This window comes from Tumebacillus avium (genome assembly GCF_002162355.1).
In the GTDB taxonomy this organism is placed as follows: Bacteria; Bacillota; Bacilli; order Tumebacillales; family Tumebacillaceae; genus Tumebacillus_A; species Tumebacillus_A avium.
In genome coordinates, this window is sequence record NZ_CP021434.1 from 4,764,191 (window position 1) to 4,787,776 (window position 23,586).

General features: G+C 57.4%; 26 protein-coding genes. 11 read left to right on the top strand and 15 right to left on the bottom strand.

The features are described from left to right. Positions 1-31 precede the first annotated feature (31 nt). Positions 32-1,153, bottom strand: coding sequence for a histidinol-phosphate transaminase (gene hisC, locus CBW65_RS22145; protein WP_087458729.1), 1,122 nt, complete (start codon positions 1,151-1,153; stop codon positions 32-34). A gap of 186 nt (positions 1,154-1,339) precedes the next feature. Between hisC and ilvA the strand changes: the two genes are divergently transcribed. Continuing rightward, the gene (ilvA, locus tag CBW65_RS22150) at positions 1,340-2,545 is read left to right on the top strand and encodes a threonine ammonia-lyase (RefSeq protein ID WP_087458730.1); all 1,206 of its coding nucleotides are present in this window, start codon (positions 1,340-1,342) and stop codon (positions 2,543-2,545) included. 25 nt (positions 2,546-2,570) lie between these two features. Continuing rightward, positions 2,571-4,787: a cell division protein FtsA gene (locus CBW65_RS22155; RefSeq protein WP_087458731.1), complete on the top strand. Its 2,217-nt coding sequence runs from the start codon at positions 2,571-2,573 to the stop codon at positions 4,785-4,787. A gap of 24 nt (positions 4,788-4,811) precedes the next feature. On the opposite strand, the gene CBW65_RS24430 is transcribed toward CBW65_RS22155, so the two are convergent. The 6 genes from CBW65_RS24430 to CBW65_RS22180 form a co-directional block, all read right to left on the bottom strand. Then, complete coding sequence (locus tag CBW65_RS24430) at positions 4,812-4,982, bottom strand: hypothetical protein (protein ID WP_157722123.1); 171 nt, start codon at positions 4,980-4,982, stop codon at positions 4,812-4,814. Beyond that, positions 4,945-5,841 carry a DMT family transporter gene (locus CBW65_RS22160; protein WP_087458732.1) on the bottom strand — a complete coding sequence of 299 codons (897 nt, stop codon included), beginning with the start codon at positions 5,839-5,841 and terminating at the stop codon, positions 4,945-4,947. Before CBW65_RS22160 ends, CBW65_RS24430 begins: the two co-directional genes overlap by 38 nt. A gap of 65 nt (positions 5,842-5,906) precedes the next feature. Then, the gene (locus tag CBW65_RS22165) at positions 5,907-6,365 is read right to left on the bottom strand and encodes a Fur family transcriptional regulator (protein WP_087458733.1); all 459 of its coding nucleotides are present in this window, start codon (positions 6,363-6,365) and stop codon (positions 5,907-5,909) included. A gap of 122 nt (positions 6,366-6,487) precedes the next feature. Further along, positions 6,488-6,943 (bottom strand): Fur family transcriptional regulator, encoded by a 456-nt coding sequence (locus CBW65_RS22170; RefSeq protein ID WP_087458734.1) that lies wholly within the window; start codon positions 6,941-6,943, stop codon positions 6,488-6,490. 96 nt (positions 6,944-7,039) lie between these two features. Continuing rightward, positions 7,040-8,443, bottom strand: coding sequence for a Na+/H+ antiporter NhaC family protein (locus tag CBW65_RS22175; protein ID WP_087458735.1), 1,404 nt, complete (start codon positions 8,441-8,443; stop codon positions 7,040-7,042). Continuing rightward, positions 8,440-9,015: a DUF502 domain-containing protein gene (locus CBW65_RS22180; RefSeq protein ID WP_087458736.1), complete on the bottom strand. Its 576-nt coding sequence runs from the start codon at positions 9,013-9,015 to the stop codon at positions 8,440-8,442. The genes CBW65_RS22175 and CBW65_RS22180 overlap by 4 nt, the downstream gene beginning before the upstream one ends. 91 nt (positions 9,016-9,106) lie before the next feature. On the opposite strand from CBW65_RS22180, the gene CBW65_RS25210 reads away from it, so the two are divergent. Beyond that, positions 9,107-9,730: a lytic transglycosylase domain-containing protein gene (locus CBW65_RS25210; RefSeq protein ID WP_087458737.1), complete on the top strand. Its 624-nt coding sequence runs from the start codon at positions 9,107-9,109 to the stop codon at positions 9,728-9,730. A 160-nt stretch (positions 9,731-9,890) separates the two neighbouring features. After that, entirely contained in the window at positions 9,891-10,019 is a 129-nt protein-coding gene (locus CBW65_RS25215) for a hypothetical protein (RefSeq protein WP_269768027.1), read from the top strand. 60 nt (positions 10,020-10,079) lie between these two features. Here the strand turns inward: CBW65_RS25215 and cax are convergent, their stop codons facing one another. Further along, positions 10,080-11,126 (bottom strand): calcium/proton exchanger, encoded by a 1,047-nt coding sequence (gene cax, locus CBW65_RS22190; protein ID WP_087458738.1) that lies wholly within the window; start codon positions 11,124-11,126, stop codon positions 10,080-10,082. A gap of 175 nt (positions 11,127-11,301) precedes the next feature. On the opposite strand from cax, the gene CBW65_RS22195 reads away from it, so the two are divergent. Next, positions 11,302-11,943, top strand: a complete 642-nt coding sequence (locus CBW65_RS22195; protein WP_087458739.1) for a helix-turn-helix transcriptional regulator — start codon at positions 11,302-11,304, stop codon at positions 11,941-11,943. A gap of 65 nt (positions 11,944-12,008) precedes the next feature. Here the strand turns inward: CBW65_RS22195 and CBW65_RS22200 are convergent, their stop codons facing one another. Beyond that, entirely contained in the window at positions 12,009-12,278 is a 270-nt protein-coding gene (locus CBW65_RS22200) for a GIY-YIG nuclease family protein (protein WP_087458740.1), read from the bottom strand. Positions 12,279-12,344: 66 nt separating this feature from the next. Between CBW65_RS22200 and CBW65_RS22205 the strand changes: the two genes are divergently transcribed. Together CBW65_RS22205 and CBW65_RS22210 are read left to right on the top strand one after the other, a co-directional pair. Further along, positions 12,345-14,102, top strand: coding sequence for an ABC transporter ATP-binding protein (locus CBW65_RS22205; protein ID WP_087458741.1), 1,758 nt, complete (start codon positions 12,345-12,347; stop codon positions 14,100-14,102). An 11-nt stretch (positions 14,103-14,113) separates the two neighbouring features. Next, positions 14,114-16,162, top strand: a complete 2,049-nt coding sequence (locus CBW65_RS22210; RefSeq protein WP_087458742.1) for an ABC transporter ATP-binding protein — start codon at positions 14,114-14,116, stop codon at positions 16,160-16,162. A gap of 484 nt (positions 16,163-16,646) precedes the next feature. Here CBW65_RS22210 and CBW65_RS22215 read toward each other — a convergent pair whose 3' ends face one another. Both CBW65_RS22215 and CBW65_RS22220 read right to left on the bottom strand, forming a co-directional pair. Next, the gene (locus CBW65_RS22215) at positions 16,647-16,991 is read right to left on the bottom strand and encodes a 2Fe-2S iron-sulfur cluster-binding protein (RefSeq protein ID WP_087458743.1); all 345 of its coding nucleotides are present in this window, start codon (positions 16,989-16,991) and stop codon (positions 16,647-16,649) included. Then, entirely contained in the window at positions 16,984-17,418 is a 435-nt protein-coding gene (locus tag CBW65_RS22220) for a DUF309 domain-containing protein (RefSeq protein WP_157722124.1), read from the bottom strand. The genes CBW65_RS22215 and CBW65_RS22220 overlap by 8 nt, the downstream gene beginning before the upstream one ends. Positions 17,419-17,533: 115 nt before the next feature. Here CBW65_RS22220 and CBW65_RS22225 point away from each other — a divergent pair, with 115 nt between their 5' ends. Further along, positions 17,534-18,319 carry a hypothetical protein gene (locus CBW65_RS22225; RefSeq protein WP_087458745.1) on the top strand — a complete coding sequence of 262 codons (786 nt, stop codon included), beginning with the start codon at positions 17,534-17,536 and terminating at the stop codon, positions 18,317-18,319. Positions 18,320-18,361: 42 nt separating this feature from the next. Here CBW65_RS22225 and CBW65_RS22230 read toward each other — a convergent pair whose 3' ends face one another. Continuing rightward, the gene (locus CBW65_RS22230) at positions 18,362-19,243 is read right to left on the bottom strand and encodes a GNAT family N-acetyltransferase (RefSeq protein ID WP_087458746.1); all 882 of its coding nucleotides are present in this window, start codon (positions 19,241-19,243) and stop codon (positions 18,362-18,364) included. 208 nt (positions 19,244-19,451) lie between these two features. On the opposite strand from CBW65_RS22230, the gene CBW65_RS22235 reads away from it, so the two are divergent. Further along, a complete protein-coding gene (locus CBW65_RS22235) occupies positions 19,452-20,447 on the top strand; it encodes an HD-GYP domain-containing protein (protein WP_232463567.1) in 996 nt (331 codons plus the stop codon). A 77-nt stretch (positions 20,448-20,524) separates the two neighbouring features. Here CBW65_RS22235 and CBW65_RS24435 read toward each other — a convergent pair whose 3' ends face one another. Next, positions 20,525-20,698, bottom strand: a complete 174-nt coding sequence (locus CBW65_RS24435) for a hypothetical protein (protein WP_157722125.1) — start codon at positions 20,696-20,698, stop codon at positions 20,525-20,527. Positions 20,699-20,869: 171 nt separating this feature from the next. Here CBW65_RS24435 and gerPC point away from each other — a divergent pair, with 171 nt between their 5' ends. After that, the gene (gene gerPC / locus CBW65_RS24440; protein ID WP_157722126.1) at positions 20,870-21,121 is read left to right on the top strand and encodes a spore germination protein GerPC; all 252 of its coding nucleotides are present in this window, start codon (positions 20,870-20,872) and stop codon (positions 21,119-21,121) included. Between the two features lie 49 nt (positions 21,122-21,170). Here the strand turns inward: gerPC and CBW65_RS24655 are convergent, their stop codons facing one another. Continuing rightward, positions 21,171-22,001 carry a hypothetical protein gene (locus tag CBW65_RS24655; RefSeq protein ID WP_198299695.1) on the bottom strand — a complete coding sequence of 277 codons (831 nt, stop codon included), beginning with the start codon at positions 21,999-22,001 and terminating at the stop codon, positions 21,171-21,173. 348 nt (positions 22,002-22,349) lie between these two features. On the opposite strand from CBW65_RS24655, the gene CBW65_RS22250 reads away from it, so the two are divergent. Further along, entirely contained in the window at positions 22,350-22,544 is a 195-nt protein-coding gene (locus tag CBW65_RS22250; protein WP_087458749.1) for a 2-hydroxymuconate tautomerase, read from the top strand. A 55-nt stretch (positions 22,545-22,599) separates the two neighbouring features. Here CBW65_RS22250 and corA read toward each other — a convergent pair whose 3' ends face one another. Beyond that, entirely contained in the window at positions 22,600-23,583 is a 984-nt protein-coding gene (gene corA / locus CBW65_RS22255) for a magnesium/cobalt transporter CorA (protein ID WP_087458750.1), read from the bottom strand. Positions 23,584-23,586: the final 3 nt, after the last annotated feature.

A 23,586-nucleotide genomic window follows, 5' to 3' on the forward strand; every position in this document is an offset into this window, starting at 1 on the left:
AGCTCATTGTTAGATCAAGTCAACTTTTATTCTACACCTTTTGCGCGAGGGTGGAAACCACCTTTTCGAAAGCTGTAAGGAAGCGCTCATTTTCTTCCTGCAGCCCGATCGAAACGCGCAGATATCCCGGAATGCCAAGCGCAGTCCCGCTGCGCGTGATCACGCCTTCACGCAAAAGAGCGTCAAATAACTCCTTATCATCCTGACGTGTATCAAAGATCAGGAAGTTCCCTTGGGTCGGCACCGTCTCGTACCCGAGTGCGCCAAGCCCTCCCTGCAACTGCTCATACCCGGCGCGGTTCAGCGTTCGCGACGCCTCGACATGCTCCTCGTCGTCCAGCGCAGCGACTGCGCCGACCTGGGCCAGCATGTTCACATTAAACGGCTCCCGCGTGCGGTTGATCGCATCGAGCACTTCCGGACGGCCAAACATGTAGCCGAGGCGCAGTCCGGCCAGCGCGTACATCTTGGAGAAGGTGCGCATGACAAGTACATTGTACCCCCGCTTCAGGAAATCAATTCCTTGTGCATAATCGCCTTCCGTCACGTATTCATTATACGCTTCGTCGAGGATCACCAGGACGCGGGACGGCACCCGGTCGAGAAACGCCTGCAGGTCAGCCTCGCGAATGTACGTGCCGGTCGGGTTGTTCGGCGAGCAGAGATAAAGAATTTTCGTCTTGTCCGTCACGGCGTTCAGCATCGCTTCCAAGTCGTACTCAAAATCGGACTTCAGCGGCACCGCCACCGTTTTGGCGTCCATCAATTGCGCGCCAAACCAATACTGCGAAAACGACGGCGACGGCACAACGATCTCATCGCCCGGATGCAGGAACGTCTCCGAAGTCAGCTTGATCAGGTCATCCGACCCGTTGCCGACGAGAATCTGCCCGGCCGGAATGCCGCTTTTGGCGCTTAGAGCTTCCTTTAAGGAAACGGCGCCGCCGTCCGGATAGCGGTTCACATTCGCCACCGCATCCAAAATCGCCGCTTGCGCTTTCTTCGACGGACCCAGCGGATTTTCGTTGGAAGCAAGCTTGGTGACATCGGTCAGGCCAAACTCCCGCTTCACGTCGGAAATCGGCTTGCCCGGCGAATAAGGCTTGATCTCAAACAGATTTTTCCGCACGTTGTTCAAAATTTCTTGTGACATGGACCGATGCCTCCCGAACGCTGTTTTCATGCATGAATTTCATGGTAGAATGAAGGAGAAACTTGTCAGCTTTTGTCTGGTGCTTTTTTGCTGTAACACGTCAAAGTGACAAATTTTAATCCTGATTATAGCACATAAAAAAACCATTGACAATAGAAGTGTCCTCAGAGAAAGGTGTGCTCCCTCGTGCTTACAATGACCGATTTCCTCGCCGCCCGCGCGAATTTGCAAGGCGTGATTCACAACACTCCGCTCGACTATTCGAAGACGTTCTCCGATCTGTCGCACAACGAGATTTATATGAAGCTGGAGAACTTGCAGAAGACGGGCTCCTTCAAAATCCGCGGCGCGTTCCACAAGATCGCCACCTTGACCGATGCGGAGCGCCAGCACGGCGTGATCGCCGCTTCGGCGGGCAACCATGCCCAAGGCGTCGCCTACGGCGCCAACAACGCCGGCATCCCCTGCATCATCGTCATGCCGGAAGCGGCGCCGCTTTCCAAAGTCGAAGCGACCGCCCGCTATGGCGCACAGGTCATCCTGCACGGCAGCAACTATGACGAAGCGTACGCCAAAGCGCTGGAGCTGCAGCAAGAGCGCGGCATGACGTTCGTGCACGCCTTTGACGACCCGGCGGTGATCGCCGGACAGGGCACGATCGCGCTGGAAGTGCTGGAACAGCTCCCCGACATCGACGTGCTGGTCGCTCCGGTCGGCGGCGGCGGTCTGATCGCAGGCATCGCGCTCGCCGCCAAGCTCGCCAAGCCGGACATTCAGATCGTCGGCGTGGAAGCGGCAGGTGCTGCCTGCATGAAGACGTCGATCGACGCAGGCGAGATCGGCACTTTGGAAACGGTCGCGACGATCGCCGACGGCATCTGCGTGCGCCGCCCCGGCGACATCACCTACCAGCTGACCCGGCAGTATGTCGACCACATCGTCACCGTCGAAGAAGAAGAGATCGCCCGCGCCATGCTGCTCGCCGTCGAGCGCAACAAGATGGTCGTCGAAGGAGCGGGCGCGACCGGACTGGCTGCCGCGCTCTACGACAAGCTGCCCTTCCGCGACAAGAAGACCGCCGTGCTGATCTCCGGCGGCAACGTCGACGTCAACTTCTTGTCGCGCATCATCGAGCGCGGCCTCGTCGAAGCGGGCCGCTACCTGCGCATCAACACCACCGTGCCCGACAAGCCGGGCGTGCTGCAGGAGATCCTCGGCATCTTCGCCACCGAGCGCGCCAACATCATCGGCATTCAGCACCATCGCATGGGCTCCCGCGTTATGCTTGGCGAAGCGGAAGTCGAGATCGACATCGAAACGCGCGACCATGCGCACCAGGACCGGATTTTGAAGCGTTTACAGGAAAAAGGCTTCTCGGTCATCACCCGATAATCTTTTTGAAAAGGGGGTCTTGACCTTGACCCAGTACGACTTGCAACATCGGCAGGAAGAACAGATCTTTGCGCTCGACATCGGCACGCGCACCGTGGTTGGACTCGTCGCCCGCTTTAATGGAGACGGGCTGCTCGAAGTCGCCGCCACTGTAGAAAAAGAGCACGCCACCCGCGCCATGCTCGACGGGCAGATTCACGATGTTGCCCTCGTCGCCGATGTGATTCGCAAAGTAAAAGCGGAATTGGAGCAATCGACCGGCCCGCTGCGCAAAGTCGCGGTGGCCGCCGCCGGCCGTTCCTTGAAAACGATCCGCACCCGCGTCGACCGCGACATTCAAGGCGAGCGCATCACCCGCGAGGTCATCCTCGCCCTCGAACTGACCGCCGTCCAGCAGGCGGAGCGTCAACTGCAGGATCTTGCGCCCGACGCGGCGCGCTATCACTGTGTCGGCTACACCGTCGTCCACTACCTGCTCGACGACAGCGTGATCGGGTCGCTCGAAGACCAGTTTGGCTTGAAGGCCAGCGTGGAGATCATCGCCACCTTCCTGCCCCGCGTCGTCATCGACTCCCTGCAGATGGCCTTGGAGCGTGCCGACTTGGAGATGGCCGCGTTGACTTTGGAGCCGATTGCGGCGATCAACGCCTTGATCCCGCCTTCGATGCGCAAATTAAACCTCGTGCTCGTCGACATCGGCGCGGGCACATCTGACATCGCATTGACTGCGGAAGGCACCGTCGTCGCATATGGCATGGTGCCGGTCGCAGGCGATGAGATCACCGAAGCTCTGTCGCAGCGCCACCTGCTCGACTTCCCGGACGCGGAGCTGCTCAAGCGCCGCCTGATGACCAACGAGCAGGTCCAGTTCACCGACGTGCTGGGCATGGAATATGACCTGCCTGCGCGCGACGTGATCGAATCGATCCAGGAAGAAGTGCGCAGCCTCGCAACGCAGATCGCCTACGAAGTGTTTAAGCTCAACAACAAGGCCCCCGCCGCCGTCATGCTGGTCGGCGGCGGTTCGCAGACGCCGATGCTCGGCCCGTTGCTTGCTGCCGAGCTGAAGCTGCCCAAGGAGCGTGTCGCCATTCGCGGCACCGACGCGATCAAACAGCTCGCCGCCCAGCACGAGGCATTGTCCGGCCCGCAGGCGGTCACACCGATCGGCATCGCGCTGGCGGCGCTGCAGCATCCCGTCTCCTCGGTGGCGATTCACGTCAACGGCAAGTCGCTGCGCCTGTTCGAGTTCCGCCAGATCACCGTCGGCGACGCTCTGATCGCCGCTGATGTCGACATCCGCAAGCTGCACGGCCGACCCGGCCTCGCCTTGAGCGTCGAAGTGCAGGGCCAGTTGCACGTCATACGCGGGACGCTCGGCACCCCGGCACAGCTGTTGTTAAACGGACAGCCCGCCAAGCTCGATGACGTCATCCAGCACGGCGATGAGCTGGAAGTGGTCGGCGGCGTGTCCGGACAAGATGCGTCTGCCGCGATCGGCGATATTTTGCCCGCGCACCTGCTGCCTGCACCGCTGTCCGTCTTTTTCCGCGGCGACGAGTATGTGCTGCCGGCCCGCCTGCTGATGAACGGAGAGCTGGCCGCGCCCGACACGCTTGTCACCGACCGCGCCAAGATCACCATCGAGCGTCCGACGACGGTCGAACACGTGCTACAGGCGCTGCCCGCCCTCGAATCTTACGAACGGGAACTGCTCAGCCTGCCGCACGGCTTCACCGTCACCCTCGACGGCGAAAGTGTCACCTTGCCTTACCAACCCTACGAACTGCTGGTCAATGACGCTCCGGCCACGCTGGAGTCGCAGGTGCAAAACGGCGACGTCTTGCAGTTTGGCCCGGCGCCCGACCCGATCTACAACGTCCGTTTCTTCTACGATGAGAGCCTGCATCCGGGGATGACGATCGGCGTGCTTTGCAACAACCGCCCGATCAACCTCGAAGGCCCGCGCCCGCCGATCTATCTGAACGGCAAGCCGGCCACGCTCGACGAGCTCGTTCGCGACGGCGACACGCTGATCTTCCAGCAGCAGCCACCGGGCGGAGGCGAGGGCGCTGAAACGCCGGAGTGGCAGCCGGTGCTCAGCGACCTGTTCCGCTACATCCGCATCGAAGACGAACGTCCGCCCGGCGCGCTCGACCTGAAGCTGACGGTCAACGCGCTGCCTGCGACGTTCCTGACACCGATCAAACACGGCGACCTGATCATCATGGAGTGGGTCTAACCCAAAAACAAAAAGCCCGTTCCCTCACTTCGCGTGGAGGGAATGGGCTTTTTCGCTTTCCATGTTTACGTTCCAGTCGTCAACGTTCGCATTCAGGTAAAACATAAACGCCACGCCGACCAGACCGCCAAGCAAGATGAAGTACAAGGTCCCTTTTTCAACCAGTCGCATTCTGCGCTTTTTCTTCGCTGCCATCGAGACTTCCTCCCGTTTCCTTGCTGCGCAAAATCAAGTAGGAACTTACCAGAATTAGGCTTCCACCAATCCAGGTTTCCATACTTGGCGCTTCCGCAAAAAACAGGTAGGCGAACAAGATTGCACTCACCGGGTCCAGATAGCCGAGCACTCCGACGTGCTGCACTTTCACCCGGTTCAAGCCGAGGAAATACAAGGTCAGGGCCAGCGCCGTATGCACCACGCCGATCGACACCATCACGCCAAGCGACCCGAGCGACGGCAGCGCCATCCCCTGCCACAGCACATACGGCAGCAGCACGACAGACGCCGTCCCGGTCTGCCAGAGCACCAGCGTGTGCGCCTGCATCCCGGTCACCTTTTTCCCGGAGATCGTCACCATCGCGTAGAAAAACGCTGCGGTCAGTCCGGACAGCATGCCAAGCAGATGATCGCCGCCCACTTCACCAAGCGGGTTCATGATCAGCGTCCCCAGAAACGCCATCCCGACAAAAATCAGCGTGCGCCGCTCCAACTTCTCTTTTAACACCAGCGGAGCGAGCACCGTGACCAGCACTGGCGCTACATAATAAGACAGCACCGCGTTGGCCATCGACGTCATCTGCACCGCCTGGAAAAAGAAGATCCAGTTCAGCGCCAACACCACGCCGCCAAACAGCACCCAGCCGTACTGCCCGGCTCCTTCTTGCCACGCGCGGCGCAACCCGCCGCCGCGCACAATTTGATACAGCCCCAAAACGGCAAACGCGGACAGCACGCGGTACAGCACGATCACCGTCGCCGGCTGGTCGGCCCAGCGCCCAAAGATCCCCACGCTGCCCCAGATCAGCATCGCGGCGACCACAAACACGTATCCCATCCTCGCCTGCTCCTTTCTACTCACAAAGCTTTCCGATAAAAAACGCCCCGCACAGACGGGACGCTTTAGTTGAGCTCAGACTCCTGCGGATGCACCTCATGCGCCTGGCAGCTCGGGCAAATGCCGTAAAACTCCAGCCGGTACGATCCGACCGCATAGCCAAGCGCGGCCAGCTCCGGCATCTCCAAGCTTGATTTCGGCGGGCACGGCACGTCGCTGACTTTGCCGCAGCCTTCGCAGACCAGATGGGCGTGCTCCGAGTCGTTGCCGTCATAGCGGCTCGACATGTCGCCATAGGACAGCTCGCGGATCACGCCAAGCTCCTTCAGGCGGTGCAGGGTATTGTAAACGGTCGCCATGCTGATTCCGGAAAACTCCTGGCAGACCTGATGATAAATCTGTTCGGCTGTTGGATGTTCGTGCGTCTCTTTCAAATAACGCAGGATCATCTGCCGCTGCGGAGTCAGACGCACACCGCGAGACTTCAGATCCGCGAGCGATTCGGTAAACGTGCTTCTCTGCATCTCGCTTCACCTCACCAGTATGTGAATTCTTATAATGATTCCATTGTACCAGAAAACGCGCACACAAGAAAAGAGCCTGCACACCCCTGTGCAGGCTCTTTCATGCATATGGAATCATGTGCTTACGAAGCGTGATCCTTTTGGTACGGTGTGCTCTGCACGCACGACCCACAAGTTCCATAGTACTCCAAGCGATATGAAGACACCGTAAATCCGGCTTGTTGTATATTCTGGGTGATGACCGCCTCTTCAGGCGGAGTTGCGATGTCCAGCACTTGGCCGCAGTGTTCGCACACCAGGTGTGCATGCTCCGAATCGTTGCCGTCGTAACGGCTGGAGACATCTCCATACGACAATTCGCGGATTACCCCTAACTCCTTAAGCATGTTCAAGGTGTTGTACACAGTCGCCAGCGAAATGCCTGGGAACTGCTCCCCTATTTTCTGGTACACCTGCTCCGCTGTCGGATGTGCCTCGGTTTCCTTCAGATACTGCAAGATGACTTGTCTCTGAGGTGTCAGACGAATACCGCGGCTTTTCAGATCAGCGAGCGACTGACTGTAGCTTTTCCTTTTCATTTGTACCCCCCTCTTTCTCTCCCTTGCAACAAAAAATTGTCTATTACAAAAGATAACCCCATCCACTTTAAATATTACTAACTCTACAATCGCTTGTCAATTGAGAATCGTCATAATCCTGTTAGAATTCAATCGATTCTTCCAAATGGACAATAAAAGAGTTAAAACCGGGAGGCCCCAGAGATAAAAGGCATACGGAAAATACGTCGTCGTCGCGATCCCCATCGCGGCCGAGCATAAGATGCCATGCAGGTTCCACGGGATCAGCGCCGAAGCGACCACCCCGGAATCGCCAAGCGCGCGCACCAGTTCAGTGGGTGGCACCTGCAGACGGTCATAGACGGGACGCAGCGCACGGCCCGGCACGATGATCGCCAGCGCCTGGTTGCAGGCGAGCAAGGCCATCGACACCGACAAGAGCACCGAGGAGAATATCAGCCCCAGGTAGCGCTGAATGCGTCCGAGCAGCTTTTGCAACAGGGTCTGCATCATGCCGGTCGCTTCCATCACCCCATTGAGCATCCCGGCGCAGAAGATCAGCAGCACCTGGTTCAGCATCGGCCACACCCCGCCGCCGTGCAGCAGCGCCGCTCCGCCTTGTTTCAGCTCATAGCCGAGCCACACCGCGCGCAGCACCGCCGCCCAAGATTCGCCCTGCACCCAAACGGCCAACACAGCGCCGATCAGGATGCCAAGCGACAGGTTCCAGCGGATCGGCACTCGCAGCGCCGCCAAGAGCAGCACGAGCGCCGGCGGGATCAGCACGTACCACGGCAACTCGTATTGACCGGTCAAGGCGCTGACCAGCGGCGTGTTTAACGGATCGGCCGGCGCGCCCGAACCTGCGCCGTGCCCAAGCCAGAAAAAGAGCCCCGTGCAGATCAACAGCATCGGCAGCCCGGTCGACAACAGCGGCTTATAATTGTCTTCCGCCTTCGTCGAGGTCATCGCGGAGAGCAGATGAAACGCGCCCGACACCGGCGACATGCGGTCGCCGACCATCGCCCCGGAGATCAGCGCGCCGCCGATCAGCGCAGGCGAGATGCCAAACACCATCCCAAGACCGGCGATCGCCGCCCCCATCGTGGACAAGGTGCCGACCGACGACCCCAGCACGACCGACGTGCCTGCCGTCAGCAAAAATGCCATCACGACGAGATATTCCGGCCGAATAAACTGCATGCCGTAAAAGATCAGCCCCGGCACCGTCCCGGCGATCAGCCAGGACGAGATCAGTCCGGCGATCAAGAGCAGAATGCCGATGACGATCAGCGTGCTCTTCATGCCCTGCCAGCTGCCGCGCAGCACCATTCGCCACGAAAAGCGGTGGAGCGCAGCGATCGCCACCGCCACACCCCACCCCAGTAACAACGCCAGATACAGCGGCAGCCTCAGCACATAGATGCAGAGCAACAGCCCGGTGATGCTGCACAGAAACGGCAGCGCCGCCATGCCAAACGAAAAACTCCGTCCTGCTGCTTGTGCTTCCCCGGAACTCATGAGCCGGATACACCGCCCGACAGAATAAAGCGCATCGCTTCTTCCGGCGGCACGTCGAGAATCTGTACATGCTCCTTGGGCACGAGGAACGTCACGCCCGCGACCTGGAACGTCTGCGGCACATAGATCGCGATGTGGTCGGCCAGTTTGTCGCTGAGTTTGGCCACGTTTTCGGTGGTGACGAAGCCAAGCATCTTCATCGGGTTGTTCGGCAAGGTGACGAGCGCCACTTTCGAAAACGATTTTTTCTCGCCGACAAACGACTCGATCGTTTCGCGGATCACTTTATAGAGCGTTTTGACAAAGGGAATGCGCTGCAAGATCGATTCGACGATCCCGATCAGCTGCGCGCTGAACCAGTGCGTGGTCAGCCAGCCGACCAGCGTGATCAGCACGAGAGTCAGCAAAATGCCAAATCCCGGCACGTACACATCGCCGATCTTCGCCCGCAGCGTGTTCCCGAGCAGACTGTCCAGAAACTGAAAGCTCTGCACTACTACATAGACCACCAGGCCGATCGGCACGATGGTCAAGATCCCGTTCATGAAAAATTTCAACAAACTACGCCACATGACTTTCTCCTCCTCCGACTGTCTCTGTTTCCAGTTTACCGAAGGGAAGATTTCGAGTAAACTAAAAACAGCAGTGGAAACGAGGTGCACCATGGACGTTAAATTACTCGCTGCCCTGATGCGGTCGCAAATGGCGTCACCGCTCGGCACAACTTCGACAACTACATCTGCCACCGGCACAGATTTCTCCATGCTGTTTGCTGAACTGCTCGGCGGCATGAATGCTTCCGCCACCGATAGCGCGACAGCAACTGATCTCCTCAAGCGTTCGGTCAATCTGCCGTTTTCCTTGGGCACAGCCCAGCAGCTCGGTCATTTCAGCGCCAATTTTGGCGCTTCCGATTATGACGATCTGATTCAGGAGACCGCAGAGCGCCACGGCGTTGATCCGCAGCTCGTGCGCGCCGTCGTGCGCCAGGAGTCCGGCTTCAACCCCTATGCGACATCTCCGGTCGGAGCAGGCGGTCTGATGCAGCTGATGCCAGCTACCGCGAGCGGCCTTGGCGTTGAAAACGTCTATGACCCGGCACAAAACCTCGACGGCGGCGTCCGCTACCTGAAGCAGATGCTCGACCGCTATGACGGCGATGTGGGAACGGCGCTGGCTGCGTACAACGCTGGCCCCGGCAACGTGGACCGCTATGGCGGCATTCCCCCGTATGGCGAGACACAGCGTTATGTCCGCAACATCTTGGGCAGTTTGCAAACCGTATAAGACATCATCCCGCACCCCGTTTGGGGTGCGGTTTTTTCATGCTGCAAATTAGGCGCGCCCGCTAGACGTTTATCCTTTACAAAAACAGCCCCTCTTGCATGTACTATCACTGTAAGACAGCAACACTCAAAAACACAAACACTCAATGGAGGGATGCAACATGTCAGGTCAACAAATGGGCGGTTACGGTTTTGGTGTCTTCGGTGGCTACACCCGTTGGGCGGTCGTGTTTCTGATCATCTTCGTTCTGTTCTTCCTGCTCGTTCCGGGCTTTGAGGGCGGCTACTAAGCCGTAAACAAAAAGGCGCGCACCTGACGGTGCGCGCCTTTTGCTGTCTTACAGGCTATCTTACAGATAATAGAAGCCGATGCCGATGATCACATAAGCGCCCAGCGCCATCGCGCCTTCCAGCCAGTTCGACTCGCCGTCCTGGGCGAGGAAGTTGATCAGGAAGACCGACAAGACCATCGCGGCCAGCTCCGGCCAGGAGAAGACGAGCGTCATCGGGTTGCCGAGGATCAGCGACAGGAAGACGAGCACCGGGGTGACGAACATCGCGATCTGCAGCGACGAGCCGACGGCGATCTCCAGCGCCAGGTCCATCTTGTTGCGCCACGCCATCAGGATCGCCGAGGAGTGCTCGGCCGCGTTGCCGATGATCGCGACGATGATCACGCCGATAAACACTTCCGACCAGCCAAACTGCAGCGACACCGCTTCGATGGTGTGGACGAGCAGTTCCGATTCGAAAGCGACGGCTGCCGTGGCCAGCGCGAGGATGCCGACCGCCTTGCCGACGCTCCACTCCGCTTCCTCTTCATGCATCTCCTCTGTGTAGTTAAAGAGGCTGCGGTGCGTGAAGAGCGAGAAGAACAGGCCCAGCAGATACAAGATCATCACGACGATCGAAACGCCGATCGAGATCTTCAGGTCATCCCCGCCCGGGTTGGACAGGCCAAAGATCGCCGGAATGACCAACGCGATCACCACGCCGAGCAGCATCATCGCCGCGTTGGTGCCGGCGATCGTGCGGTTGAACTTTTGCTGCGGGTGTTTGATGCCGCCGACCAGCATCGACAAGCCGGCGACCAGCAGCAGGTTCCCGATGATCGAACCGGTCAGCGAGGCTTGCACGACCCCGATCAAGCCTTCGCGCAAGGCGAAGAACGCGATGATCAGTTCCACCGCATTGCCGAAGGTCGCGTTCATCAGACCGCCGATCTTTGGACCGCTGTGGATGGCGATGCTTTCGGTCGCGCGCCCCATCACGCCGGCCAGCGGAATAATTGCGGCACAGGCGATCGCAAAGAGGGCGACTTCGCTCCAGTGCATAAATTTGCCGATCACGCTGAGCGGAAGCGTGATCGCAAGCAGGATCAGCATAATTCTCTGCATGTACAATTCCTCCTATTTCAGGTACCAAAAAAGAGTCTAGCATGGAGCCTCTTAAAATGCAAAACCTTCCATTTGCAAGGTGCTTTTCCCATTTTCTAACCTTTTATATATAGAAATTTACTTCGGGCAGGAAAACGTATATACTGTTCATAATAGTTCCGGAAGGGTGACGTTTATGTCCATTCAAGAGACCAACACCCGCAAAACGATCATCACGATCCTGCGGACCGAAGGCCCGATGAGCGCGGGCGATCTGGCCGAACGCATCGGGATCACCGAGATGGCGATTCGCCGTCACATCGCCACGCTGGAGCGCGACAGCCTGATCTATCCGACTACCATTCGCCAGCCGATGGGCCGCCCCGCCAAAGTGTACCAGTTGACGGAAGAAGCGGATGATCTCTTTCCTAAGAATTATCATTCCCTGATGCTGGACATTTTAGAAGACATTGTCCGCGTCGACGGGGAAGACAAGATCAAGGAGATTTTCGACCAGCGCGAAGAACGCCTGTCTGCGCATTTAAACGAATTGCTCGACGGCAAATCGCTGGAAGAAAAGGTGCAGACGCTCGCCGAGATGCAAAACAGCAAGGGCTACCTTGCCAAATGGGAGCGCAAAGACGACGGCTCCTATGAGATCGTCGAGTACAACTGCCCGATCGCGCAAGTGTCAAAAGTTTACCCGGAGACCTGCTCGTGCGAGACCAACGTCTTTCGCCGCGTGCTGGGCACCGATGTGAACCGCTCGCAATGCCTCGCCGAAGGTGGCAGCTGCTGCGTGTTCAAGATTCACGAAATTGAAGAACCACAAGCTTAATCCTGCTGCCAATTCCGATGCGCTCTGCACCTGAGAGCGCATTTTCTCCGGACGTTTATTTCGCTTCACGAACGTTCTGGCGGCGGCAGCAGACAGATCCCGGCAATCAGGAGCTCTTTTTTCGCCCGCGTGAAGCGTTTGATCTGGCGCTCGCGGCGCAAGGCGCTGCCAAGGTCCGGCTGGACCTCCACATAGCGCAGCGTGAGCGGGCCGCGTCCGCGTGTGTACTTGGCGCCTTTGCCCTTTTCGTGGAGGAGAATGCGCTTCCACAGATCGGGTGTAATCCCGGTGTAGAGCGACCCGTCCCCGCATTCTAAAAGATATACGTAGACCATACAATACCTCTGAACTTTGACTTTTTACTCTCAATTGTCCAAATGTTAGCATAAAGGAAGATGATGATGAAAGAATTTATTACACTCAAAGAATTTTTCATCGCGCACAAAAGTTCCTTTCTCCTCGGCATCTTCTGGGTTTTCTTCGTCGACGTGATCGGATTGATTACACCGAAAGTGCTTGGATTGTTCGTCGATGACTTGCGAGAAGGCGGGCTTGACCGCTCCGGGATTCTGACCTATGCAGCGATCATCCTCGGCGCTGCGGTGTTCTCAGCTCTGGCCCGGTACTATTGGCGCATCTACATCATGGGGAACTCCCGCAAAGCGGAAGTCTATCTGCGCGACAAGTTTTATCAGCATCTGCAGTCGCTGTCCCCGAACTACTTCAACCACCACAAGACCGGCGACCTGATGGCGCACGCGACCAACGACTTGGGCGCGATTCGCCAGGCGCTTGGCCCGGGCTTCCTCTCGGCGGTGGACCCGTTTTTCGTCCTGACGTTCACGATCATCATGATGATCTACACCGTCGGCTGGCAGCTGACCTTGGCGGCGCTGGCGCCGATGCCGTTCCTCGCGCTGATCGTCACTTTGTTCGGCCGGGTGATCCACCGCCGTTTCGGGCAGGTGCAGGCGGCCTTCGGGTCGCTGACCGACCGCGTGCAGGAGAACTTCGCCGGCGTGCGCGTCGTCAAGTCGTTTGTGCAGGAAGAGAAAGAGATCCACAAGTTCACGGCGGAAAACACTGAGAACTTCAACGCCAACCTCAACCTGATCAAAGTCAACGGGATCTACAACCCGATCGTGCAGCTGGTCACCGCATTGTCCTTCCTGATCGCGCTGTCCTACGGCGGCATCCTCGTCGTGCGCGGCACGATTACGCTGGGCGAATTCGTTGCTTTTAACACCTATCTCGGCCTGATGACGTGGCCGATGATGGCGATCGGCTGGGTTATCAACATGTGGCAGCGCGGCGCGGCTTCGATGAAACGCATCAATGAAGTGCTGCACACCTTGCCGGAGATCACCGACGGCGAGCACACCACCGACAAAACCGACCTCGACGGCAACATCGAGTTCCGCAACCTCTCCTTCACCTACCCGGGCTCGGTGCAGCCGGTGTTGAAGGACATCAACATCTCGATTCAAGCGGGCAAGACGGTCGCGATCATCGGCCGCACCGGCTCGGGCAAATCAACGCTGATGAACCTGCTGCTGCGCCTGTACAACGCCCCGCAAGGCGCCTTGTACCTCGACGGCGTGGACATCAACCAGGTATCGCTCGCCACCTTGCGCGAGAACATCGGCTATGTGCCGCAGGAGAACTTCCTATTCTCCAAGACGATCCGCGACAACATCGCCTTCTCCGGCGCGGCCAACAGCCACACGCAGGAGCAGGTCGAAGCGGCCGCCGCACTGGCTCAGGTGCACGGCAACATCGTCGAATTTGAACACGGCTATGACACGATGCTCGGCGAGCGCGGCGTCACGCTGTCCGGCGGACAGAAGCAGCGCGTCTCCATCGCCCGCGCCGTGATCAAGAACCCGAAGATCCTGATTCTCGACGACAGCTTGTCTGCCGTTGACACGCATACGGAAGAAGAGATTTTGATGCGACTGAAACAGATCATGCAGGCCCGCACCTCGCTGATCATCGCGCACCGCATCTCGACGATCAAAGACGCGGACGAAATCCTCGTCCTCGACGAAGGCACGATCATCGAACGCGGTACGCACGACCAGCTGCTGGAGCTGGGCGGCCTCTATTTCGAACTCTATCAGAAGCAACTGCTCGAAGACAAAATCGCTGCAAACGACTAGGGGGTGACAGCATGTCGAACATCCATGAAGAAGAAAAATTAGAGAAATCGTATGACGGTCGGCTGATGCGTCGCCTCCTCGGATATGTCAAACCATATAAGTACTGGATGCTGCTTTCGATCATCCTGCTCCTGTTGATCACCGTATCCGACCTGGCGCGCCCGTATCTGATCAAAGTCGCGATCGACGATCACATGAACGTGTTGAACACCACGTTTGTCTCCGCTTCCACTGAAGAACTGCCGGACGAAGAGCATTACACATTCAAAGGCGAAGTGCTGGTGCGGGAGAGCGATTTTGAAACGCCGCCGGCCGACCGCCTGCGTTTCCAGATCGAAAATACGACGCAAGATCAGTATGTGATGGTTGTGGAAAATACAACCGGCACGGAGACGGAACGCATTCCGATGACCGATGCGGAAGTCGACGTGTTCAAAGACACGGAGATTGACGCGCTGATCGGGATCGGGATGCTTTTCCTGGCTTTGATTCTCGGCTCGTTTGTGCTCAACTACATTCAGACGATCGTTCTGCAATGGACGGGGCAGCGGATCATTTTCAACATCCGCCAGCAATTGTTCTCGCATTTGCAAAAGCTGTCTCTCGCATTCTTTGACCGCAACCCGGTCGGGCGGCTCGTCACCCGCGTCATGAATGACACGGAAGCTTTGAACGAGATGTACTCGAACATGCTGGTCACGCTGTTTAAAGACGTGTTCGTTCTGCTCGGCATCATCTTGATCATGTTCCAGACCAATGTGAAGTTGGCGATGATCTCGATGGCCTGTGTGCCGTTTGTGATCATCGTCTCGCAGATCTACCGCCACTACGCCCGCCGCGCTTTCCGCGACACGCGCGTCAAGCTGGCCCAGATCAACGCGACGCTTGCGGAAAACATCTCCGGGATGCGCATCATCCAGATTTTCCGTCAGGAGAAGCGCATGCATCAGGAGTTTGAGCAAACGAACGATGCGTATTTTAAAGCGAGCTGGCAGGAACTGAAGACGTTTGCGGTCTTCCGTCCGTCGATGGAACTGTTCGCTCAGCTCGCCTTGGCGATTCTGATCTGGTACGGCGGCGGCAAGGTGCTCGACAACGCTTTGCAGATCGGTGTGCTCTACATGTTCATCAGCTACACGCAGCAGTTTTTCCAGCCGATCAACGATCTGTCGGAGAAATATAACATTCTGCAGTCGGCGATGGCTTCGTCGGAGCGGTTGTTCCAACTGCTCGACACTGACGATATGATTAAGAACCCGGCACTTCCCAAGCCGTTTGAAAACATCAAGGGCCGCGTGGAGTTCAAAAATGTCTGGTTTGCTTACACTGGTGAAAACTGGGTGCTGCGCGATGTGTCGTTTACGATTGAGCCGGGTGAAACGATCGCCTTTGTTGGTGCGACCGGGGCGGGCAAGAGCTCGATTCTCAACCTGCTCTCCCGCTTCTACGACATCCAGAAAGGCGAGATCCTCATCGACGGCGTGAACATCAAGGACGTGCGCAAGGAAGAGCTGCGCCGCGCGATTTCCGTCGTGCTGCAAGACGTGTTCCTCTTCACCGGCACGATCCGCGACAATATCCGCTTGCAGGAACCGTCGATCACCGACCAGCGGATCGAAGACGCAGTTCGCTTCGTCAATGCCGATAAGTTAATCAACAAATTACCCGGGAAATTAGACGAACCGGTATTGGAGCGCGGCGCCACCTTCTCGGCCGGCGAGCGCCAACTGATCGCGTTTGCCCGCGCCTTGGCTTTTGACCCGACGATCCTCGTGCTCGACGAAGCGACCGCCAACATCGACACCGAGACGGAGAGCCTGATCCAAGACGCCCTGCAAAAGCTGACCCAAGACCGCACCACCATCGTTGTCGCACACCGTCTGTCTACGATCCAAAATGCTGACAAGATCATCGTCATGCATAAAGGGACGATTCGTGAAATGGGCAATCATCAGGCTTTGCTCGCTCAAGGCGGAATGTACTACAACCTGTATCAACTGCAGTACAAAGAAGACTTTGAACACGAGGCTGCGGCGGCTTTATCGCCTGCAGAGGCATAAGAAAATACTGAGATTAGACTGTCGGGTAAACCTCGACAGTCTTTTTTTGTGGCTGTGGGGGGATGGGTGGTCGGGTCCGGGCGGGACATGCTCCGGGTTCACGTTTCATCTCCACCCTTTGATTGAGTAAAACCGTAAAACCTTTTAGTGGAAGGGTAAAGATTCAAAGATCACCACTTCCGCATATCCCGCCCTCCCCCAAAGGTTCAGGCTCCTTATGAGAGAAAAAGAAAAAGACCGCCTGACACATTGGCTGGTTGCCATGGTACAGAGCGGTCATCGATGTCTTAAAGATCTTAAAAAAAGGTGCCAATGGACTCTGGTGGCCCTTGGGGGAGGGGGGGAGGTGCGGAAGTGGTGAGATTGAAAGCTTTTACCCTACCTCTTCACGGTCTTACTCATTCAAAGGGTTAAAGTTTCCCGCGAACCCGGAGTACCTCCCCCCGGACCCGACCACCCAGCCCCCACCGGCCTCCAATAAGCCCTACTCCCCTTTTTCTTCCCCCCGAGCAGCTTCCAACTGCATCCGAATCACCCGACGCAACGGATCTTCCGGAATCGTTACCACCGCATCACCCTTGACCTTTGTCTGGCAGCCAAGGCGGTATCCTTCCTGCACCTGCCGCACTGACAGCATTCGAGTCTCCGTTTTGGTCAGCGGCTCAAGTTTCTCCGTCGATTCCACTTTCAGCTTGCACGTCCCGCATGCCCCGCGACCTCCGCATTTGCTGGGCAGGGCGGCTTTGGCTGCGCGTACGGCCGCCAGGAACAGCACGCCGTCGCGGACTTCTACCGTCTTGTCGTGAGGAAACACTTTGACCTTACTCATCCGCTTCCTCTCCCTCCAGAAACTCCGGCGGCACCTCGTCCGGGATCGGCGTCCCGTCCTCCAGCCACAGCTGGATCGGCTCCACCCCAAGTTTCTGCACCTCGTCACGTTCCATCTCTACCACGTTCGGCACCTTGTGCAGACAGTCGTCCACATAAGCGAGCACCCTGGACACATTCATCGCTCGAAACTCCGGCGCATACGGCGTCAGCAACTGCCGGGCGCGGGTGAGAAGCTGACGAAAGCCCGCCGTGTTGCCCGAATTCAAGTGATAGAGCCCAACGGCCAATTGTATCAGCCCTTTATAAAAATCGATCCGGTCGCTGTGCCAATACCCTTCCAGCACCTCATGCGCTTCAAAATAATCCACTTCATTGACATATTTCAAAAACAGCAAATACTCCATCGGATGTTCATGTGCCGTCATCTGCAAAACTCCAATCTCGTTCCCACGCCGCCAACTTTCGGGCGTTTGACAGGGTTTCCATCGCTCCCCCTGTCCACATATAGTATAACCAATTGACAAACCACAGGAGGTTCCCATGAGACGAAACCCTACTGCCGATCTCTCCACACTTCGCTTCAGGGCCAAAGATCTCCTGCCAACGACCACCCTTTTGCTCTATGGACAAGACAACACACTGCTCAAGAAATCGCTCCAGAGCATCCAGCGCCAGCAAGGCGTCATCCTCGACTGCCTGCTCCTCGCCGATGACCCGCACTTTGAACCGGGAGATCTCCCGCTGAAACATTGGCCCGAACGATTCAATCTGCGCGTGCTCAGACCTTCCATCCCCTGCGGCAAATCCCGCCTCGTCAACCTCGCCCTGCCGCACATCAGCGGTCAGAACGCCCTCGTGCTGCAAGCTGGAGACCGCTTCGAGCGCCGCGAGATCGCCCTGATGGAGAAAAAATTAGCCCAAGCTCCTCCCCGCACCCTTGGTGTCTACGGCAACCTCGAGCTGTGGGACCACACGCCCCAAGGCGACCGCGTCACCCGCACCGTGACCGGCGCCGACACCCGCTCCAAAACGCGCTTTCTCAGCCACTTCAAAAAAGACCACCGCATCGCGCCGCCGCTGCTCCCGGCGAAATTTTTGAAAAAGACCGGCTACCCGACCGAATATCCCAGCGAAGGCTTCCTGCTCGCCGATGCCGCGTTTACACTGTCCCTGCTGCGCAGTGGATCGCTCGCCTACCACCCCGACCTCTGCATCCGCCGCTACACAGACTGTGAGCTCGCCCTGTTTCAAAAGGAAGACGAACGGCGCATCCTCAACGTGCTGCTCCGCAAAACGGCGAAAGACCTCTCCCTGCCCCCGCTCTGATCGTTAAAAACCGCCTGGCTGCTGCCAAGCGGTTTTCTGCCGTTACAAGCGTTTTCCAAACACATAAAACTCATGTTTTTTCACATGCCGCCCGGCAAAGGAGCGCTGAATCGCCCGCGCCAGTTCGCTCGACGCGCCGGCCAGTTGGATCGACACGCGCTCCACCGGCTTCGCTTCCCGCAACGCCCCGGCTGCTGCGGCCAAGCCCCCGGCTGTCGTCGCCGCGACCAGTTGCAGGACGCGCAGTTCCCGCCCCTGCACGGCGTAGAGAGCGGCCGCTTCGATCTCGCCGTTCGACCCGGCCAGCACACAGCCGCCGCGCCGTTTGCCGCGGATCAGCTCTTGGAGCAAGGCGCGGTCGAGCGATACGGTCTTGCGGAAATCATCCGGGCAGGTCACTGCGGCAAAAGACGCCTGGTAGCCAACCTGCCCTTCCAGCCAGGCCAGCACCGCATCCGCATCGTCGGCGTGCGACACCGGACGCAGGCGGGTGAGCCCGGCGGACGGCTTTTGCGCGAGCCGGGTCCATCTCGTCCACCGCGCCCACTCCGTATAGCCGCGTCCGCCGCCCATCATGCCGTGTACGCGCTCATTGCCGAGCATCGTGTTCAGCCGCACCACGTCGGCGCCTTTGGCCTGCACCTGCCGATCCACATAGTCGGCAAACGCGCCGCCAACACCGCTTCCCTGCGCCTTGGGGCCGATCCGCATCCATTGCAGCCAGCAGTCCTTGGGGCGGGGAAACACCGCCTGACAGCAGCCGGCGACCTCGCCGTTGACCAAGGCGACATACCAGCCATCAGGTTCCTCTTCAAAGCGGTTGGTCATCCGCGAGACGCGCTCCTTGGGCGGCCGTTTCGTAAACAGGCCCGCCATCTTCGGCACATCGGCACGGTCCGCTTGGCGAAACGTCAACTCGTCCACAGACTCCCCTCCTTCTCCTCTACCCCTTACAAGCTATGGCAAACAAGAAGCGGTCGTTCCTTATAAAAATTCCACATGGTAATATCAGTTATTCTTACCTGAATTAAAAAATCTGGTTCAAAACTCCTACAAAGTATAGTAAAATAGTCGTACCTTGTCGTTTGTTGTCATTCCGTGAACTATCGTCAGGAGGATTTCAATTGTGAAAATGCTATCCTTATTTGAACTGTCCGAAGCACATAAAATCGCCCGTCCGATCTATGCGCCCGACCAGTCAATTCTGCTGAACCGAGGCGCATCGGTCAAGCTGGCATACAAGAACCGCTTAGAAGCGTTCGGCATCTTGTCCGTCTATGTGGAAGATGAATTTTTAGGCACGATCGAAGACATCGACCCGGTCTCCGATGTGGTGCGCCAAGGCGCGACCCGCATCGTGCAGAAGGCGTTTGATCTGGCGGCGGCCAAGAAGCCGCTGAACATCGACGAACTGGTTCGCGTCGCCAACCAGATCACCGACGACCTGCTCGCCAATCGCGGCTGCATGGTGCAGTTCACCGACATCCGCTCCAGCGGCGCGTACCGCTATGCGCACTCGGTCAATGTCTGCATCCTCGCGACGCTTACCGCCATCGGTCTCGGCTATGATATGCTCCGCGTCAAGCAGGTCGCGATCGGGTCGCTTTTGCATGACATCGGCTATGCGTTGACCGACAACCCGCTCGACCACCCGATGGAAGGCTTTAATCTTCTGCGCCGTTACCCGATGGTGCACACCCTGTCGGCCGCCATCGCCGTCCAGCACCATGAGCGCATCGACGGAGCCGGTTTCCCGCGCAACTTAAAAGGGGATGCCGTCCACGAGTATGCGCAGATCTGCGCGCTGGCCGATATGTATGATCACCTGACCAACGCCGAAGACGGCGAGCACGTGCTGCCCCATTATGCGCTGGAGAAGATCATGTCCGAATACAACGGCTATGACCAGAAGATCATCACCGCGTTCGTCCGCAACATCGCGCCGTACCCGGTCGGCACCTCCGTGCGCCTGAACGACGGCCAGGAAGGCAAAGTCATCGCCGTTCCCAAAGGCCTGCCGTTGCGCCCGGTCGTCAAGCTGTTCGAAACGTCCGAACTCATCCATCTGCTCGATCATTCTACTTTATTCGTTACGGAAGTTATTGAAAAAATCCCGGTTGCCAAATAAAAAAGGGGCGTGCCTATATGGCACGCCCTTGATGCTTTATCCAATGGAGTGTGTAAACGTTTTCATGAAGCGTGCAGTTACGCGCTCAAAAAGTTCAGGCACACATACCAGTCATACTCTTCTTCGGTCCCGTGGGACTCAAGTTCGCGATAGTACATCACAAATTCCGAACTGGACATGCCAAAGCGCTGTTCGCATTCTTGTACATATGAGATCATTTCTTCACGCTTGCGAGCCAAATATTCCTGCATCTCGGTGATCCCCTCCACACATTTCGTTCAATGTCTGAGTTGAGTATATCATATTATATGCGTGGAAGTCGATATATGACATACTATTGGTCAAATCCAAATCCTAACAGTACGATTCGTCACAACTTGCCTGCCGCGCCCATACAATGCACCAAAAGGAGGTCTTGGCGAATGCAGCATCTCCTCCAGGAAAATTATTACCTGCGGCGGCGTGTGGAGGAACTGGAGCGCGAGAACCAGCACATCCGCCTGATGTTGGCGGCGAAGACGCTGGTGATCGACAAGGTCGAGTTCAATTTTGACAAAATCAAAATCGACAATCTGAGCGGAGCCTTGCAGATTGGCATGACGCATTCGGCGGAAGTCAATTCCAGTTCCGTCAACCTGCCCAAGCTGACGCAAGGTCCGATCTTCCGCGTCTAACCCTGGCGCAAAGCAACGGCGGCCCAAGAGGGACCGCCGTTTTTCCGTTCTATTTCTGCAAAAACTGCCCGACCATCCGAGCGATCGAGTCCAGATCCAATCCCGATCCGTCCCCGCTGCCGCCGTCCTCCCCATTCGATTCCCGTTCCACATCCCCCACAGGAGCCTCTTCCACCCGCTGCTGCCCTTGCGAAGGCATCCCCCACATCCCAGGACCGCCTCCATACCCTTGCGGATTTCCGAACCCCTGCGGGCCACCCATACCCGGTGAGCCTCCCATACCCGGTGAGCCTCCCATACCCGGTGAGCCTCCCATACCTTGCGAGCCTCCCATACCTTGCGAGCCTCCCATACCTTGCGAGCCTCCCATACCTTGCGAGCCTCCCATACCTTGCGAGCCTCCGAAGCCCGGCTGACCTCCGTACCCATGCGGCGCACGAGGCGCATGCGGCTGCAGCCCCGGACGCGGACCGTATGGCGAGGGCAGACCTTGAAGCCCCTGCCCCTGCCCTTGACGGCCGTCTGGCCAGGTCCCCCCGCCAGGCAGCCCGCCGCGCGCATCGGAACTTACCGATTTGCTTTTGTTCATCGCGCCGGACAGCATGTTCCGGATCATGCCCTTCAGCATATCCAGCACCATCGGGTTCTGCAGGATCATCGTCAAGAACCCGCCGTCCAGCACCCCTGCAGGCAGGATCGATGTCCGCACCACTTCTGAGAAATGGGCCATCAGCCGCAGATACTCCTCTTCCGACAGCTTCAGCTTCACCGCTTCCTCACGAACCATCTGCCGCACGCCTTCATCGAGCACCCATGGCTTGCGCTGCGACTGCCGAACCGGCTTTTTCCTGACCTTGCTCTTTCCTGTCCGCTTTGGCACCTCTCCCCCTCCCTTCTAACAAAAGAACCGAGAGGCACACCTCTCGGCTCTTGCGTTTCATTTCGAGATGCTTAGTACATTTCCGGCACGAGCAGAATGAACAGCACAAAAATGATCAGGAACACGATCGCCCAGCGAGTAAAGCCGCCAAACATCCCATAACCGCCGTGGCCTGCACCTTTTCCAGACATCGAAATTCCTCCTTTTCAGTTGATACTTCATCCTACTCACCTCCTCCACTTTTTGCAGGAGACAAACACCTATGCCCGTCTAAATTGGGTGCATGCCCTCCCCCCGCAGGTGTATAATGAACAGGACAACCTGACCACTGAAAAAGGAGGCGTCCTCATGCCGTTTGTACATATCGAATGGATGGAAGGCCGCTCGCTCGAGCAAAAGCGCGAACTGACCAAACGCATCTCCGATGCGGTCGCCGAGATCGCCGGCATCCCGCAAGATCGCGTCCACGTCTTTATCAAAGACATGAAAGCTGACGAATACGGCGTCGGCGGCGAACTGCTCATCGACAAGAAGCGCAGCTAACCCACAGCAAAAGCCCCTGCATCTGCAGGGGCTTTTTCCATACCTCTCAAACCGCTCAAATCCATCCGCGTTTGCGGAACAACTTTAACATCCAATACGTCATCCCCATCAAGCCGCCAAAGATGATCATCGTCGAAATATACGAATCGCCAAACGGCATCGGCACGTTCATCCCGAAAAATCCGGTGATAAACGTCAGCGGCAGCATGACCGTCGAGATGACCGTCAGCATGCGGATGGTGTCATTCGTGCGGGAAGTGACAAGCGAATAGTAGGTTTCCAGCGCACCGGAGATCAAGTCGCGATACGACTCCACCCCGTCAGAGATGCGCTCCAGATGGTCCACCAAGTCGATATAATACGGAATGTTCTCTTCATCGATCTCAAACGAATACCGCCCATTCACATTCGCGAAGATCCGCTTCTGCGGCTGAATCACCCGCCGAATCAACACGATGTTGCGCTTCAGGGCCAGGAACTCCTCGGTGATCTCATGCACCGGTTCCACGTAAATTTCATCTTCCAGCTCATCAATCCGCGCCGAAATGCGCTCCAAGATCGGAAAGTATTCATCGGTGATGCCGTCGACCATCGAATACAGCAAAAAGTCAGGACCGCGGTTCATATAATGATGGCTGCGCAGCGATGCGGCGGCGATGCGCCCGATCGTTTGCAGCGGTTTTTTGTGAATCGTGACCAGATAATTTTTGCCGAGGAAGATGTTCAATTCTTCCGTCGTGATCTCAATCTCTTTCTCCTCGTCATAGCGCAGCGCGTGAAAGACGAAGAAATAATATTGATCGTCATCATCTTCATAACGGTCAACTTTTGAGCGCGGACTGTCATGCAGGCAGTCCTCGATCGCCAGAGGGTGAAAGTCAAAAATGTTGCCTACGTGCTTGAGCTCTTCCGCCGTGCAGTTGTAAAGATCTATCCACAGCAAATTTCTCGTATCCTGCAACAGTTCGGCTCTGCGCGTCAAATCGACATCATGGTACATCTTGCCCTCTACATGGTTGTAAAAATAAGTCTTGATCATTGC